The organism is Leifsonia sp. KNZ13-11D (assembly GCF_056754895.1).
On the sequence record NZ_JBPGWU010000001.1, the window covers coordinates 3,575,517 to 3,589,756 of the forward strand.

A 14,240-nucleotide genomic window follows, 5' to 3' on the forward strand; every position below is an offset into this window, starting at 1 on the left:
AGACCGATATGCCGTACGTGGCGAGTGACCACACCAAGAAGTACGACCCGGAGGCGCTGCGACAGAGGATCCCCGGCTGGGGCGTCGACAGCGACCCCGCCGACCGCCCCTCGCACCCGCGTGAGCGCCTCGACCCGCCGGAGACCACGGGCGCGCACTGGACGATGCCCGTCCAGCAGGAGCCGAAAGGCAACCGTGAGCGCTCGGTGGAGCACGAGCGGCTCACCCCGGTGTTCGGCACGGCGCAGCCGCTGCACGGGCTGTCCGGCGCCATCCGCCGGTTCGCCTACGACCGCTACAGCGAGGGCCAGACCGCGCACTGGCTGGTACTGGTCGTCGGCGACCGGGTGGATGCGATCACCGAGCACCTGAAGTCGTTCGCCTCACGCCGCCCGGACGACCCGATCACGGAGTCGGGCGTGCTCGGCGAAAGGGGCCACCATCCGCTCTCGTCCCGTTTCGGAGTGCAACGCGCCGATCTGAGGCACACCTGGCTCGACCCGATCATCGTGGTGGGTCCGTGGGTGCTCGCCGGGGTGGTCGCGGTGCGAACGGTCGCGAAGCTCGCAGGGCGCCGCTGAGCCGACCGGCTCGTGGCAGGGGGGCCGGGCTCTGACCGGGACGAAAGCGCCCGGTCAGAGCATTCCGGTGAGCACTCCGCCGTCCGCCCGCACCGCGGCGCCGTTCGTCGCCGACGCGAGGGGACTCGCCAGGTAGACGACCAGCGAGGCGATCTCGTCGGGTTCGATGAAGCGCTCCAGCAGGGTGGTGCGGTTCTGGCCGATGATCGCCGCCTTCACCGAGTCGACGGGGGCCGATTGCGCCGCGGCGATCGCCTCGACGGTGTCGGCGACGCCGTCCGAATAGGTCGGACCGCCGAGCACCGTGTTGACGGTGACGGCGGTGCCCCGCGTCCGCTTGGCGAGGCCGTTGCCGAGCGCGATCATCGCGGCCTTCGTGACGCCGTAGTGGATCATGTCGGCCGGGACGTCGACGCCGGACTCGCTGGCGATGAACAGCACGCGACCCCATCCGCGCTCGAGCATGCCGGGGAGGGCATGGCGCGACAGGCGTACGCCGCTCATCAGATTCACCTCGAGGTACCGCGCCCACTCGGCGTCGTCGATGGACTCGAACTCGGCGAGCCCGAACATCCCGACATTGTTGACGAGGATGTCCACCTCCGCGAGTCCGCCCGACGACAGGAGCGCGTCCAGACCGGCCGGGTCGGCGAAGTCGACGACGACGCCCGCGTGGTCCGCCCCGGGATGCGCGCTCCGCAGTCGGGCAACGGCCGCCTCGAGGGTCTCCGGATGCCTTCCGCTCAGGATGACGCGCGCTCCCTCCGCCGCCAGCCGACCGGCCACGGCGAATCCGATGCCCCGTGTCGATCCGCTGACGAATGCGGTTCTTCCTGTGAGCTGGAGGTCCATGCTCGTTCCTTTCCGTGGCGCTTCTTGCCGGTTCCTGACTTGCCTAGGCAAGTGACATTACCGATCCGGACTTGCTTGAGCAAGTCCGCTAGACTCCCGTCATGACCGCAGCCATCCCCCCGTCCGGTCTCGATCCCGATCAGCTCGAAGCCTGGGCGGCGATCGCCACGCTCCTCGAGCGGCTGCCGGCCGCGCTCGACGCGCAATTGCAGCGGGACAGCGGCCTCACTCACTACGAGCACGGGTTGCTCTTCGCACTCGACACCGCGCCCGGGCGCACCGTGAGGATGAGCACCCTCGCCGGATACGCCAGCAGCACCCTGTCGCGCCTGTCGCGTGCGATCTCACGGTTCGAGAAGAACGGCTGGGCGCGCCGGCAGACCGACCCGACGGACGGCCGTTTCACGCTGGCGATCCTCACCGACGCCGGCCACGAACTCGTCGCCCGCTCCACCCCGGCGCACCACGCGCTCGTTCAGGAGCTGGTCTTCGATCGGCTCACCCGGGCGCAGGTCACCCAGCTCCGGCAGATCAGTTCACGGATCAACGCGGGGATCGGCCCGGCGCCGGCATGGGCGCCTCCCCACGCCGGACGCTGACCGGCCGGGCTGCGCGCTGATCCGAGCAGAGGTCGCGGGGATGAACCGCGCGTTCTAGGCGCACATCGGTGCGCAACCGTCAATCGACTGCCACCCGCAGATCGGGCGTCATTGGATGGTCTGCAGTGCACGGGCGGCCTCAACCCCGACTCGGCCGCCCGTGCACCACCCCGCTGTCGTCGCGGCTCCCGTTACGGCGCCGCCAGCTCCTCGGCCACGTCGGACCGGTTCTGCTGCTGCTCCTCGCGGTCCTGCTCCGCTTCGGCGTCGCCGCCGCGGAACTGCGTCATGTACAGGTCGTAGTAGGCGCCGCGCCGGGCCAGCAGTGTGGCGTGGTCGCCCTGCTCGACGATGCGGCCGCTCTCCATGACCAGGATGGTGTGCGCATCCCGGATGGTCGAGAGCCGGTGCGCGATGACGAACGAGGTCCGGTCCGTGCGCAGAGCCGCCATCGCGTGCTGCACCAGGAGCTCGGTGCGGGTGTCGACGGACGACGTGGCCTCGTCGAGGATGAGCAGCGACGGGTTCGCGATGAACGCGCGGGCGATGGTGATCAGCTGTCGCTCGCCCGCCGAGACGTTGCCGCCCTCGGCGTCGATCACGGTGTCGTACCCGTCGGGCAGCTGGCGCACGAAGCGGTCGACCATGGTGGCCTTGGCCGCCGCGATCACCTCGTCGTCGGTGGCGTCGAGACGTCCGTACCGGATGTTCTCGCGGATGGTCCCCGAGAACAGCCAGGCGTCCTGCAGCACCATCCCGACCTGCCCGCGCAGTTCGGCCCGCGACAGGTGCGTGGTCTCGATGCCGTCGAGGCGGATGGCTCCGCCGTTCAGCTCGTAGAACCGCATGATCAGGTTGACCAGCGTCGTCTTGCCCGCACCGGTCGGGCCGACGATCGCGACCGTGCTGCCCGGCTGGACGCTGAGCGACAGGTCGGTGATCAGCGGCGTCTCCGGGTCGTACGAGAAGTCCACGTGGTCGAGCTCGACGCGGCCGTCGGCCCGCTCCGGCAGGTGCTCGGTGGCCGTGTCCGGCGTCTGCTCCTCGGAGTCGAGGAACTCGAACGTCCGCTCCGCCGAGGCGACACCGGACTGCAGCATGTTCGCCATGCCGGCGATCTGGCCGATCGGTTGCGAGAACTCCCGCGAGTACTGGATGAACGCCGTCGCGTCGCCGATGGTCAGCTGACCGGCCGCCACCTTCAGTCCGCCGACCACCGCGATCAGAACGTAGGAGAGGTACGACACGAAGTTCATGGCCGGCATGATGCTGCCCGAGACGAACTGCGCGCCCACCTGCGCCTTGTGCAGGGTCGCGTTGCGGGAGTCGAACTCGGCGAGCATCACCTCGTCGCGACCGAAGGCGCGCACCAGGTCGAGGCCCGAGTACGACTCCTCGATGTGCCCGTTCAGGGCGCCGGTCGAGGCCCACTGCGTGGTGAACAGCTTCTGCGAGCGCGAGCCGATGACGCCGGCGATGACACCGGAGAGCGGGATGGAGATCAGCGCGATCAGCGCGAGCTGCCACGAAACGATGAACATCATGATCCCGATGCCGATCACCATCAGCACGGACTGGATGAGCTGCGAGAACGCCTGCTGCAGGGCCGTCTGGATGTTGTCGACGTCGTTCGTGACGCGCGACATCAGGTCGCCGCGCTGCCGGGTGTCGAAGTAGCTGAGCGGCAGCCGGTTGAGCTTCGCCTCGACGTCCTTGCGGAGCCCGTAGACGACCCGCATCACCAGGGCGTTGAGCAGGTAGCCCTGCCACCACTGCAGCAGCGATGCGACGAGGTACATCGTCAGCACGATCAGCAGCAGACGCCCGAGCTCGGTGAAGTCGATCCCCTCACCGGTGGTGACGCCGGAGGCGGCCACGACGTCGGCGAGCTGGTTCTGGCCCGAAGCGCGCAACTGCTCGATGACCTGGTCGACAGGCACCCCGGGCGGGAGCTGCGAGGAGATCACGCCCCGGAAGATCACGTTGGTGGCGTCGCCCAGGATCTTGGGGGCGATGACGACCAGCACGACCGACACGACTGTGAGGAGGGTGACCCACGCCATTCCGAGCCACTCGGGCTTCAGCAGACCCATCAGCCGCTTGAAGGACGGCCAGAAGTTCTTCGCCTTCTTGGCCGGAGCCCCGCCGAACATGTCGCCGTCGGCCTCGGTGGGCGTGAAGTCGTACTCCTCCTCCAGCTCGTCGAGGACGATGTCCTTCGCGGTCGGCTCCTGCCCGTCCTCCGGGCGGCCGCCGCGCTTCTTTCGTTCCGTGGTCCGCGCCATCTCAGGCCACCTCCAGGCTCAGCTGCGACTCGACGATCTCGCGGTACGTCTCGTTCGTCTCGACCAGTTCGTCGTGGGTGCCCTGGCCGACGACATGCCCGTCGTCCATGACGATGATCGTGTCGGCTTCGCGGATGGTGGACACCCGCTGCGCGACGACGATCACCGCGGCGTCGCCGGTGGAGTCGGCGAGCGCCCGTCTCAACCGGGCGTCCGTCGCGACGTCGAGCGCCGAGAACGAGTCGTCGAAGAGGAACACCTGCGGCCGTGCCACCAGCGCACGCGCGATGCACAACCGCTGGCGCTGGCCGCCGGAGACGTTGGTGCCGCCCTGCGCGATGCGCTCGTCGAGGCCGTGCTCCTTGGCGCGGACGAAGTCCTCGGCCTGGGCGATCCGCAGCGCCTCCCACAGCTCGTCGTCCGTCGCGTCGGGTCGCCCGAAGCGGAGGTTTGTCGCGATCGTCCCGGAGAAGAGGTAGGGACGCTGCGGCACGAGCCCGAGCACGCCGGCGATCTGGGTGCGGCTCAGTCCGTCCACCTCGACGCCGCCGATGCGGACGTGGCCCTTCTGCGGCGTGAAGAGGTTGGCGATGACCGACACGAGCGTGGTCTTGCCGGAGCCTGTCGATCCGACGATGGCGGTCACGCGGCCGGCTTCGGCTGTGAACGACACGTCGTTGAGCACCGGCTTCTCGGCTCCCGGGTACCCGAAGGTCACCCTGTCGACCTCGATCCGGCCGTCGCGCGGCGCCCCGGCCGCCGCCCCGCCCTCGGCGGAGCTGCTCGGCACCGCGCCCAGCACCTCCTCGATGCGCTCCGCGCAGACCATGGCGCGCGGGATCATCATCGCCATGAAGACGCCCATCATGACCGCGACGAGGATCTGCAGCAGATACTGCAGGAACGCCGTCAGCGCGCCGATCTGGATGTCGCCCGCATCCACCCGGTGACCCCCGAACCACAGCACGGCGACCGTCGCCGCGTTGAGGATGAGCATGATGACCGGGAACATCAGCACGAACACGTTGCCGACCTTCACCGAGATGCGGGTGAGTGCGGCGTTGGCGTCGTCATAGCGGTCGGTCTCGAACTTCTCGCGCACGAACGCGCGGATGACGCGGATGCCGACGATCTGCTCGCGGATGACGCCGTTCACGCCGTCGATGCGCTCCTGCATGATGCGGAACATCGGCAGCAGCACCGCCACGAGGATGCCGACGACGACGAACAGCACAGCGACCGACACCCAGATCAGCCACGACAGACCCGCGTCGACGCGTACGGCGAAGATGATGCCCGCGATGCACATGATCGGCGTGGACACCATGAAGTTGAAGGTCATGAGGAGCAGCATCTGCACCTGCTGCACGTCGTTCGTGTTGCGCGTGATCAGCGTCGGGGTGCCCCAGCGCGCGAGGTCGAGCGACGGCAGCGCATCCACTTTGCGGTAGAACGAGCGGCGGATGTCCTTGCCTGTGGACATGGAGGCGCGCGCGCCGAAGTAGGTGGCGGCGACGGCGGCGATCACCTGGACGAAGCAGACGACCAGCATCATCCCGCCGGTGCGCCAGATGAAGTCGGTGTCGCCCTTGACCACGCCTTTGTCGATGATGTCGGCGTTGAGGGTCGGCAGGTAGAGGGCGGCCATGGTCGCGATCAGCTGGAGGATCACGACCGCGGTCACCGCACGCCAGTAGGGGCGCACGAAACGAAGCGATAGGCGAAGCAGAGTCACAGTTCTTCCCGGGTGTGCTGTGGTGATGGATGTGACCGCCGGTGGTGCGGCATCCCTGACGCTAGCGGGGATTGAGGACGCGGAGTGACCTCAATCCGAATAGCGGTCAGACGGCGGTGTAGTGGAGATGGAGGACGCCGTTGTCGTAGGCGTCGTGGTGGCGCAGTCGCAACTGCGCGGGCGTACTGCCCTCCGGGAACAGGCGTGCGCCCGTGCCCCGGACCAGCGGGTAGACGAACAGGTGGAGCGAGCCGAGCAGCCCGTCGGCGAGCAGCGAGCGGACGAGCGACCCCGAACCGCTCACGTAGACGCCGCCGCTGAAGGAGTCGGCGAACTCACGGATGCGCGCGGGATCGTAGGCCCCGAGCGACCGCGAGTTGCCCCAGATGCGTTCGGCCGTCTCGTCGTCGAGCGACGAGCTGACCACGCCCTTCGGGCTGTCGTTGAAGAACGGCGCCCCCGCGTCGTCGGCCGCGGTGCGCTGCGACCACGCCGGTGCGAACATCTCGAAGGTGCGCCGGCCGAGGAGGATGGCGTCGGAGGCGCGGGTGAGACGCCCGATGTCGTCGCCCATCTCCGGATCGAACCCGAACTCGGCTGTCCAGCTCGGATCCTCGAACACACCGTCCAGCGAGACGAACTCGTGCACAGCGATGCCACCCATGAGATTCCCCCTTGTCGCGGACCAGCATAGAGGCTGGCGTGGCGTCGCGGAACGGCGGGGCCGGATCCGTGGCACAGCGAGCCCTGCCTCGACGGCGTCGAGGCCGCTGTGGCGCGCGCCCAGGCGATCGGCCGCAGCTGACGCGCGGTCGGGGCACCGTCAGGCCGTCGGTCGGGCCGTCGGGCCTCCGGTCAGGCCTCCGGTCAGGCCGCCGGTCCGAGAACCTCCAGCAGGCCGCCCTCGCGGACCGCGGCGAGCGAGAGCACCTTGTAGCCCGCGGCGTCGAAGAACACGGTCAGCCTGTCGCGCTCGGTGTGCATCACGACGCCGACGCCCCATGTCTCGTGGGAGACGCGCGCCGCGAGTGGGAACGGGTCCTCGCCGGCCGCGTCGTGCTCCTCCGCCCAGCGGTAGGCGCTGCCGGACGCGCATGTGTCGCAGTTCCCGCACGGATCGGGCAGCTCCTCCCCGAAGTAGCCGAGGAGGAACTGGCGCCGGCACATTCCCGTCTCGGCATACTCCTGCATCAGCTGCGACCGGGAGTGCTCGATCCGCTGCCGCGCCTCCGCCTCCCCGACGGCGCGGGCCGCCGCCTCCCCAGGTCTCAGGTCCTCCGCCGTCAACTCGCCGTCGTTTCCGCTCAGCACCCGCGCATCCCGCAGCAGCCCGAGCAGACGGCCGAGCGAGCGGACGCTGATCCCGGTCCGCTCCGCCAGGCCGGAGCGCGAGAGACCCGACTCCTTCTCCACCGCGGCGAACACCCGCGCGAGTTCGTTCGCATCCGGGCCGCCACCGGAGAAGAACTTCGTCAGGGCGAAGTCCTCCGGCCGATAGTGCAGGGTCACGAGGGCCGGCTCGCCGTCGCGCCCGGCGCGTCCGGCCTCCTGGTAGTAGCTGTCCAGCGAATCCGTCACCGAGGCGTGGACGACGAAACGGACGTCGTGCTTGTCGATGCCCATCCCGAAGGCGCTGGTCGCAGTGACCACCCGGGCCCGGTCGTCCATGAACCGCTCGTAGACGTCGTCACGCTCCGCCCGCTTGAGCCCCGCGTGGTAGGCGGCGGCGGCGACCCCCTCGGCCTCCAGTTGCTCGGCATACAGCTCCGCGTCCTTCCGCGTGGCGGTGTACACCAGTCCGGACCCGTCGCGCCCGCGGACCTGCTCCACGACCGCAGCGCGCTTCTCCGAGTCCTCCTCGTAGCGGTGGACCTCGAGCCGGAGGTTGGGGCGGTCGAAGCCGGTCGCGAACAGCCGGGGACGCCGCATCCCGAGCCGCTCCGCGATCTCGGCGCGCACCGGCGGGGCACCCGTCGCCGTCATCGCGACGACCGGCGGATGGCCGAGCTCGTCGATGACGCCACCGAGCAGCAGGTAGTCGGGGCGGAAGTCGTGACCCCAGGACGACACGCAGTGCGCCTCGTCCACGGCGAAGAGCGAGACCGGCAGCGCGGCGAGCCGCTCGCGCACCTCCGGGTTCGCCAGCTGCTCGGGGGCGAGGAAGGCGAACCCGGGCTCGCCCGACTCGAGCGCCTCCCAGTCCTGCTCCCGCTCGCGCTGACCGGCGGACGAGTTGATGGCGAACGCGCGCGGCACGTCCGTCGCCTCGCCCAGCGACCGCACCTGGTCCTCCTGCAACGAGATCAGCGGCGAGACGACGATCGTGACGCCGCCGAGGATCGTGCCGGTCACCTGGTACAGCGACGACTTGCCGTAGCCGGTCGGCATCACGGCGAGCACGTCGCCGCCGCCGAGCAGCACCTCCATCGCCTCGGCGAGGCGGGGCCGGAGCGGGTCCCAGCCGAACGAATCGCGGGCGACGTCCTGGATGCGCGACATGAGGTCACCGTAGCCGGTCGAGCCGGGCGTGCCTTGACGAGTCCCCCACCATCCGTCGTGGCGAGACAGCTCTGCGGACTACTGGACGGACCAGCCTCCGTCGCTCGGCAGCACGGCGCCGTTGATGTTCACGCCGTCGTCGCTCAGCAAGAAGGTGATGGACGCGGCGAGTTGCTCCGCCGTCGCGATCGTCGGGATCTGCTGCTGGAACGGGGTCAGGCGCGCCGTGCCCGCCTCGGAGGGATGCGCCGGCATGGGGATGCCCGTCGCGACCCCACCCGGGGCCACCGCGTTGACCCGGATGCCCTGCGGTCCGTACATGAAGGCCGTGCTGCGGGTGAGCCCGACGACCCCGTGCTTGGAGACGGTGTAGGCGGTTCCCGAGGCGTTGCCGCGGAGGCCCGCCTCCGAGGCGACATTGACGATCGACCCGGCGCCCGCGGACAGCATCGCCGGCAGCACGGCGCGAGTCAGCATGAACCCGCCGGTCAGGTTGATGCCGATCGTGCGGTCCCAGACCGCATCCGAAGTCTCGTGGGCCGGGGAGAAGTCGTCGTTCACGCCGGCGATGTTCGCGAGTGCGTCGATCCGGGAGCCTGCGGCGGCCACGATCGCATCGATATCGTCCTGGCGGGTGATGTCGCCCACCACCGTCTCGACCGAGCCCTCGGGAAGGGACGCGGCGAGGTCGGCCAACCGCTCCGCGGTGATGTCCACCGCGATCACGCGACCGCCTTCGCGGGCGATGCGGGAGGCGGTGGCCCGGCCGATGCCGGAGGCCGCGCCGGTCACGATCACCGTGCGGCCGTCGAAGCGACCGGGGGTGATCTTCTCGACCCACCCGGTCTCGACGTCCTCCGGGATGACGCCGTCATTGGCCTGCAGCACCAGTCCGTCGACGACGGACTGCGGGAGCCGGCCCTGGCTCATGGCGACGAGCTGCTGGAGTGGGAGGCCGCGCACCGGTGCGAGCATCTCCTCGTTGACGCCGGACTGGGCGAGCAGTCCCTGGATCAGTGGTGCTCCCTTCGGGTGGGCCAGCCACTCGCCGATGGTGCTGTGCGCGGTCAGCGGTTTCGGATCGGTCATCGTCGTCCTCCTCGTTCGGGATGCTCGGGTGTTCGAGTGTCGGAATGATTATGGCACTGAGTGCCAGATAGGGGGCTGGGAGAACACCGTGACGGATCGGCGGCGGGCGGGGGGTTGTCCGACGGCCCAGGAGGCGTATCGGTGGTCCTGCATCGATCCGTAGCGCGGAGGAGGCGACCATGGAGACCGTTCTCGCGGTGCTCGAGCGCGAAGACACGGCGTTCGAGATCGAATTCGAACGCACCAGCGAGCCGCCCTTCGAGCTGCGCCTTCCGTCGCACATCGGCGGGGCGGCGGTGATGGACGTGTTCGACCTGTGCGACTCCACCCTCTGGCCGGAGCTGATCCGTTACCGCTTCACGGAGTGCGTGCCCGTCGTGATCGGGTCGCCCGACGACTTCTGAGCCTGCACGAGCGGGCGCCGATCACTGCATACCGCCGCTCGCGGGCCGCTGGCTATGCTGTGCGCCATGAGCACCAAGAGCAGGCAGGCACCGCATCAGGAGGAGACGCTCCAGCTCGGCGGGAAGCGCGGGCTGTGGGGCGCGTTCGCCGGCCTGATCACCGCGGTGCTCATCGCCTATCCGTTATCCGCGTGCATCGCCTTCGCGACGCATCCCGCCTCCCAGAAGCTGTTCGGCGGACGGCTGGAGTCGGCGTCGGCCGGCGGGTTCGCCGCGTTCTGGTGGGTGCTCGCGCTCGGCTGCCTCGCCCTGCCGTTCATCGTCGGTTTCGGGATCGCCCGGCTGTCACCGCGCGCCGTGATCGTCATCGCCACGATCGTGGTGCTCTTCCTGATCGCGGTCATCGTGCTCGGCCAGCTGTTCGCGTTCTAGACGCGCCGTCCGCTCCACCCGCCACGCCGTCCATCGGTCAGGCGGTCGCGAGCACGACCTTCACGCCGGCGGGAGCAGCCTCGGCGGCGCGGTGCGCCTCCCAGACGTCCGCGAGCGGCTGGACCAGCGGCTCGGCGACGCGCAGCGACCCGTCGGCCGCGTCGGCCAGCAGGCGCGCGAGCGTGCGTCGATAGGCGTTGCGCCGTGTCGCCACGTAGAGGGGCGCGCTGCACACGCGCTCCCGCCGGTCACGTGCGGCGACCGCGGCGCCGCGCAGGGCGTCTGCCCGCTCATGCCCGGCGCGTCCGGCGAAGCCGGTGCGCACCAGCACGCCGCCGGGCGCCAGCACATCCCGGACCCGGTCGGTCCCGGTGTGGTCGATGACCGCCTCCACCGCTCCCCCCGCCGCCTGCCGAACGAGCGCGGGCCAGTCGCGGTCGGAGTGGTCGACGACGTGCGCGCCGAGCGCACGAACCCGCTCCGCCGTGCGGGCGGACGCCGTACCGACCACGGTCGAGCCGGTGCGGAGCGCCAGCTGCGCGGCGAGCGCCCCCACCGCTCCGGATGCGCCCTGCACCAGGATGCTCCGCGCCGGGCCCGCGAGCTCCAGGGCGTGCGCCGCGGTGATCGCGTCGAGGGGCAGCACGGCCGCCGTCGCCGGGTCCAGCCCGCGCGGCACGGCGACCAGCAGGGTCGGCGCGACCGTGAGGAACGACGCGTGCGCCCCCATCCGCGGCAGGACGCCCGCGACCACAGCACCCGATCGGAGGCCGAGGGCGAGCGACACGGCCGACTCCGTGACGAGCTCGCCGACGAAGTCGTAGCCGGTCACGAAACCCGGGAGGGGCTGCAGGATGTAGCCGCCCCGACGGGCGAGCAGGTCCGTCGCCCCCAGGGACGCGTGCGTCACCCGCACGACGACCTCGTTGCCACGGGGCGGCCGGATCGGCGCGTGGGCCAGCACCATCGCGGAGGCGTCGCCGAACCTCGAGACGCGGGCCACGAGGCGCGACGGCCCCGTGTCCCCCGCGCGGCTCATCGGGCGGTCAGCCGGCGCGGCGCTGCAGCAGCGCCGCGCGTTCGGGGTGCTTGTCGAACCAGTCGCCGACGTACGAGCACATCGGCACGATGCGCAGCGTCCCGTTCTTCTCGATGTCGTCGACCGCCCACTCCACCAGCTGACCGGCGTACCCCTTGCCGCGCTGGTTGGGCATCGTGAACGCCCGCGTCAACGAGATGGCGTCGCCCAGGATGCGGTAGTCGAGCACCGCAGCCAGCTCGCCGTCGACGTGCATCGCGTAGCGGCTCTCATCCGCCTGGTCGCTGAACTCCGTGGTCATGGGCCCATCGTACGTCCGCCGCCGCGCGGGGGAAGCGGGGTACGCTGAAACCGTGGGATCCCGACCCGCACCCGAGGGTTCCCGCGCGTTCCGCGACCGAGGTCACAGCAGCCCAGGCCGCCGGCGGCACCCGCCGTCCGTGCGACTCGAGAACCCTGGAGTCCACCCGTGACGTTCGACACCCCGTCGCCCTTCTCGCGCCCGCATACCAGGCCCTGCTCGAGCAGGTGCCGATCGGAGAGCACTCCGTCATCGAGGCCGAGAGCGTCGCCTACGAGCACGAGGGTCTGGCGCTGGAGGGCTACCTGGCCCGGGATGCGCAAGCCGACGAGCGCAGGCCGGCCGTGCTGGTGCTGCACGACTGGTTCGGCGTCGCCGACAACGTCCGCATGCGCGCGCAGATGCTGGCCCGGCGCGGATACGTGGCCTTCGCCGCGGACCTCTTCGGCGCGGATGTCCGACCGGCGACCGGCGGCGACGCCTCCGCCGAGGCCGGGAAGTACTACCGCGACCTCCCGCTGCTGCGCTCGCGCGTGGCGGCCGGCTTCAGCTGGCTTCGTCAGCATCCGGCCGTCGACCCCGCCCGCCTCGCGGTCGTCGGCTACTGCTTCGGCGGTACCGCAGCACTGGAGTTCGCCCGCACGGGCGCACCGGCGCGCGGCGTCGTCTCGTTCCACGGCGGCCTGATCGCCCACGACCCGTCGGACGCGGGCCAGATCGCCGCATCGCTCCTCGTGCTGACCGGCGGCTCGGACCCGGTCGTGCCGGACGAGGCCGTCGTCGCCTTCGAGGAGGAGCTGCGGGGCGCACCGCACGTGGACTGGCAGGTGACCACGTACTCGGGTGCACCGCACGCGTTCACCATCCCGGGCCGGGACAGCTACCGCCCGGTCGCCGACGCACGAAGCTGGCGCGCCCTGGTCTGCTTCCTGGACGAGGTGTTCCAGTGACCGAGCCGATGGGCTGATGGAGCATCCGCTGCTGTTCGAGCCGGGCGACCCGTTGGTGGAGCGGGTGCGTGCACTGTGCCTCCGGCTCCCGGAGGCCGTGGAGACCATGAACCACGGGCGCCCCTCGTGGAAGGCGGGCTCATCCGGGCGCGCGTTCGCCGTGCTCGGGGCGACGATGGACCGCACCGACACGCTGGTCTTCAAGCCCGACCCGGCGGAGGCGCCGGCGTGGCGACAGGACCCGCGCGTGTTCGTCCCGAAGTATTGGGGCCCGAGCGGCTGGCTGGCGATCGAGCTGGACCGCGCGGCCGGCGACTGGTCGGAGACCTCAGAACTGATCGAGACGTCGTACCGCCAGGTCGCCCTCCGTCGCCAATTGGCGGTCTTGGATAGGGTCATGTAAGCTCTAACCCGGTCCGCGTGCGGATCATGCGCCACTAGCTCAACGGATAGAGCATCTGACTACGGATCAGAAGGTTGGGGGTTCGAATCCCTCGTGGCGCACACTGGTTGAGACAGTGAACGCCCCGCTCCCCGTCGAGCGGGGCTTTTTCGTGCGGCAGAGACCTGTTCGATCGTCGGAAAATGGGTCCCGAATCTCCGACGCAGCGCTCTGCGGATGGAGATCCGGGCCGATCGGGCGCGGATCTCCGTCGGACGTGCGCAAATCTCCGACAATGGGGCGCGGATCGGACGCGCTACAACCCCGCCGCCGCCGGAGCGTCGACGGCCGGCTCGGCCGCGGAGCGCCCGCGCACGGTCAGCACCGCGACGCACACCACGATCGCGGCGAGCAGCACCAGGCTGACCGGTCCCGTGCCGAGCGCCAGGCCGCCGCGCGCGTGCGTGACGGCGAGGCCGTCGGAGAGCGACGCGCCGAACGGCCGGGTCAGCACGTAGGCGGTCCAGAAGGCGGCCGTCGCGCCGAGCCCCCACCACCGGTACGCGATGCCCGGGATCGCGAAGAGGATGCCGAACAGCAGCGCCGAGGCGAAGTAGCCGAGGCCGAGTGTGGTCGCCGTCAGGTCGCCGGCCGCCGTTCCGAGGGCGAAGGTCGCCAGCACCGCGCACCAGTAGAACACCTGGCGCGCCGGGGTGTCGATGCGGTGCACCGACAGCGTCCGCTGCGTCAGGTACCAGAGCACGAACACCGCGGCGAGGACGACCGCGAAGACGATCGTGGACACCACGTACGGCACCCCGAGTTCGACGTGCAGAACGTCGGCGACCATCGTGCCGAAGACGGCCACCATCAGTACCGCCGACCAGTACACCCAGGGGATGTACCGCCGCACCACGAACTGCAGTCCCAGTGCCGCGGCGAAGAGGACGAAGGCGCCGCCGACCGCGACGACCGGGTCGATGGTCTTGACCAGGAAGTCGGACGCGGTCTCGCCCATCGCCGTCGTCAGCAGCTTGGTCACCCAGAACAGGGCGGTGACGGCGGGGACGGTGTTGCGCATCCCCCCAGCAT

Annotated in this window: 15 protein-coding genes and 1 tRNA gene; 7 read left to right on the forward strand and 9 right to left on the reverse strand. The window is 70.3% G+C overall.

Translation table 11 applies throughout. From position 1 onward, the window contains the following. The first annotated feature begins 8 nt into the window (after window positions 1-8). A complete protein-coding gene (locus ACR9Y5_RS17535) occupies window positions 9-581 on the forward strand; it encodes a hypothetical protein (RefSeq protein WP_481299166.1) in 573 nt (190 codons plus the stop codon). Window positions 582-635: 54 nt separating this feature from the next. Here the strand turns inward: ACR9Y5_RS17535 and ACR9Y5_RS17540 are convergent, their stop codons facing one another. Then, window positions 636-1,433, reverse strand: coding sequence for an SDR family NAD(P)-dependent oxidoreductase (locus tag ACR9Y5_RS17540; protein ID WP_481299167.1), 798 nt, complete (start codon window positions 1,431-1,433; stop codon window positions 636-638). 101 nt (window positions 1,434-1,534) lie between these two features. On the opposite strand from ACR9Y5_RS17540, the gene ACR9Y5_RS17545 reads away from it, so the two are divergent. Further along, window positions 1,535-2,032 carry a MarR family winged helix-turn-helix transcriptional regulator gene (locus tag ACR9Y5_RS17545; protein WP_481299168.1) on the forward strand — a complete coding sequence of 166 codons (498 nt, stop codon included), beginning with the start codon at window positions 1,535-1,537 and terminating at the stop codon, window positions 2,030-2,032. A 191-nt stretch (window positions 2,033-2,223) separates the two neighbouring features. On the opposite strand, the gene ACR9Y5_RS17550 is transcribed toward ACR9Y5_RS17545, so the two are convergent. The 5 genes from ACR9Y5_RS17550 to ACR9Y5_RS17570 form a co-directional block, all read right to left on the reverse strand. After that, the gene (locus ACR9Y5_RS17550) at window positions 2,224-4,317 is read right to left on the reverse strand and encodes an ABC transporter ATP-binding protein (protein WP_481299169.1); all 2,094 of its coding nucleotides are present in this window, start codon (window positions 4,315-4,317) and stop codon (window positions 2,224-2,226) included. Window position 4,318: 1 nt separating this feature from the next. Further along, entirely contained in the window at window positions 4,319-6,052 is a 1,734-nt protein-coding gene (locus ACR9Y5_RS17555; protein ID WP_481299170.1) for an ABC transporter ATP-binding protein, read from the reverse strand. Between the two features lie 106 nt (window positions 6,053-6,158). Beyond that, entirely contained in the window at window positions 6,159-6,716 is a 558-nt protein-coding gene (locus ACR9Y5_RS17560; RefSeq protein WP_481299171.1) for a dihydrofolate reductase family protein, read from the reverse strand. A gap of 203 nt (window positions 6,717-6,919) precedes the next feature. Continuing rightward, complete coding sequence (locus ACR9Y5_RS17565; RefSeq protein WP_481299172.1) at window positions 6,920-8,551, reverse strand: RecQ family ATP-dependent DNA helicase; 1,632 nt, start codon at window positions 8,549-8,551, stop codon at window positions 6,920-6,922. A 78-nt stretch (window positions 8,552-8,629) separates the two neighbouring features. Next, window positions 8,630-9,640 (reverse strand): SDR family NAD(P)-dependent oxidoreductase, encoded by a 1,011-nt coding sequence (locus ACR9Y5_RS17570; protein ID WP_481299173.1) that lies wholly within the window; start codon window positions 9,638-9,640, stop codon window positions 8,630-8,632. Window positions 9,641-9,819: 179 nt separating this feature from the next. On the opposite strand from ACR9Y5_RS17570, the gene ACR9Y5_RS17575 reads away from it, so the two are divergent. Together ACR9Y5_RS17575 and ACR9Y5_RS17580 are read left to right on the forward strand one after the other, a co-directional pair. Next, complete coding sequence (locus ACR9Y5_RS17575) at window positions 9,820-10,044, forward strand: hypothetical protein (protein ID WP_440742865.1); 225 nt, start codon at window positions 9,820-9,822, stop codon at window positions 10,042-10,044. Between the two features lie 66 nt (window positions 10,045-10,110). Beyond that, window positions 10,111-10,476 carry a hypothetical protein gene (locus ACR9Y5_RS17580; protein ID WP_481299174.1) on the forward strand — a complete coding sequence of 122 codons (366 nt, stop codon included), beginning with the start codon at window positions 10,111-10,113 and terminating at the stop codon, window positions 10,474-10,476. Window positions 10,477-10,513: 37 nt separating this feature from the next. Here the strand turns inward: ACR9Y5_RS17580 and ACR9Y5_RS17585 are convergent, their stop codons facing one another. Both ACR9Y5_RS17585 and ACR9Y5_RS17590 read right to left on the reverse strand, forming a co-directional pair. Then, entirely contained in the window at window positions 10,514-11,515 is a 1,002-nt protein-coding gene (locus ACR9Y5_RS17585) for a zinc-binding dehydrogenase (protein WP_481299175.1), read from the reverse strand. A 7-nt stretch (window positions 11,516-11,522) separates the two neighbouring features. Beyond that, a complete protein-coding gene (locus ACR9Y5_RS17590) occupies window positions 11,523-11,816 on the reverse strand; it encodes a GNAT family N-acetyltransferase (RefSeq protein WP_481299176.1) in 294 nt (97 codons plus the stop codon). Window positions 11,817-12,043: 227 nt separating this feature from the next. Between ACR9Y5_RS17590 and ACR9Y5_RS17595 the strand changes: the two genes are divergently transcribed. The 3 genes from ACR9Y5_RS17595 to ACR9Y5_RS17605 all read left to right on the forward strand — a co-directional run bounded on the left by ACR9Y5_RS17595 (window position 12,044) and on the right by ACR9Y5_RS17605 (window position 13,270). Continuing rightward, window positions 12,044-12,766 carry a dienelactone hydrolase family protein gene (locus tag ACR9Y5_RS17595; RefSeq protein WP_481299177.1) on the forward strand — a complete coding sequence of 241 codons (723 nt, stop codon included), beginning with the start codon at window positions 12,044-12,046 and terminating at the stop codon, window positions 12,764-12,766. A gap of 16 nt (window positions 12,767-12,782) precedes the next feature. Continuing rightward, complete coding sequence (locus ACR9Y5_RS17600; RefSeq protein ID WP_481299178.1) at window positions 12,783-13,169, forward strand: MmcQ/YjbR family DNA-binding protein; 387 nt, start codon at window positions 12,783-12,785, stop codon at window positions 13,167-13,169. Window positions 13,170-13,197: 28 nt separating this feature from the next. Continuing rightward, window positions 13,198-13,270, forward strand: a tRNA-Arg gene (locus ACR9Y5_RS17605). 194 nt (window positions 13,271-13,464) lie between these two features. Here the strand turns inward: ACR9Y5_RS17605 and ACR9Y5_RS17610 are convergent. After that, complete coding sequence (locus ACR9Y5_RS17610) at window positions 13,465-14,229, reverse strand: COG4705 family protein (protein ID WP_481299179.1); 765 nt, start codon at window positions 14,227-14,229, stop codon at window positions 13,465-13,467. Window positions 14,230-14,240: the final 11 nt, after the last annotated feature.

Excerpts from the sequence above, each read along its gene's own strand:
- ACR9Y5_RS17600 (WP_481299178.1), top strand. The coding sequence starts at position 12,783 with ATGGAGCATCCGCTGCTGTTCGAGCCGGGCGACCCGTTGGTGGAGCGG.
- ACR9Y5_RS17560 (WP_481299171.1), bottom strand. The coding sequence starts at position 6,716 with ATGGGTGGCATCGCTGTGCACGAGTTCGTCTCGCTGGACGGTGTGTTC.
- ACR9Y5_RS17565 (WP_481299172.1), bottom strand. The coding sequence starts at position 8,551 with ATGTCGCGCATCCAGGACGTCGCCCGCGATTCGTTCGGCTGGGACCCG.
- ACR9Y5_RS17540 (WP_481299167.1), bottom strand. The coding sequence starts at position 1,433 with ATGGACCTCCAGCTCACAGGAAGAACCGCATTCGTCAGCGGATCGACA.
- ACR9Y5_RS17610 (WP_481299179.1), bottom strand. The coding sequence starts at position 14,229 with ATGCGCAACACCGTCCCCGCCGTCACCGCCCTGTTCTGGGTGACCAAG.
- ACR9Y5_RS17585 (WP_481299175.1), bottom strand. The coding sequence starts at position 11,515 with ATGAGCCGCGCGGGGGACACGGGGCCGTCGCGCCTCGTGGCCCGCGTC.
- ACR9Y5_RS17575 (WP_440742865.1), top strand. The coding sequence starts at position 9,820 with ATGGAGACCGTTCTCGCGGTGCTCGAGCGCGAAGACACGGCGTTCGAG.
- ACR9Y5_RS17550 (WP_481299169.1), bottom strand. The coding sequence starts at position 4,317 with ATGGCGCGGACCACGGAACGAAAGAAGCGCGGCGGCCGCCCGGAGGAC.
- ACR9Y5_RS17590 (WP_481299176.1), bottom strand. The coding sequence starts at position 11,816 with ATGACCACGGAGTTCAGCGACCAGGCGGATGAGAGCCGCTACGCGATG.
- ACR9Y5_RS17535 (WP_481299166.1), top strand. The coding sequence starts at position 9 with ATGCCGTACGTGGCGAGTGACCACACCAAGAAGTACGACCCGGAGGCG.
- ACR9Y5_RS17580 (WP_481299174.1), top strand. The coding sequence starts at position 10,111 with ATGAGCACCAAGAGCAGGCAGGCACCGCATCAGGAGGAGACGCTCCAG.
- ACR9Y5_RS17545 (WP_481299168.1), top strand. The coding sequence starts at position 1,535 with ATGACCGCAGCCATCCCCCCGTCCGGTCTCGATCCCGATCAGCTCGAA.
- ACR9Y5_RS17570 (WP_481299173.1), bottom strand. The coding sequence starts at position 9,640 with ATGACCGATCCGAAACCGCTGACCGCGCACAGCACCATCGGCGAGTGG.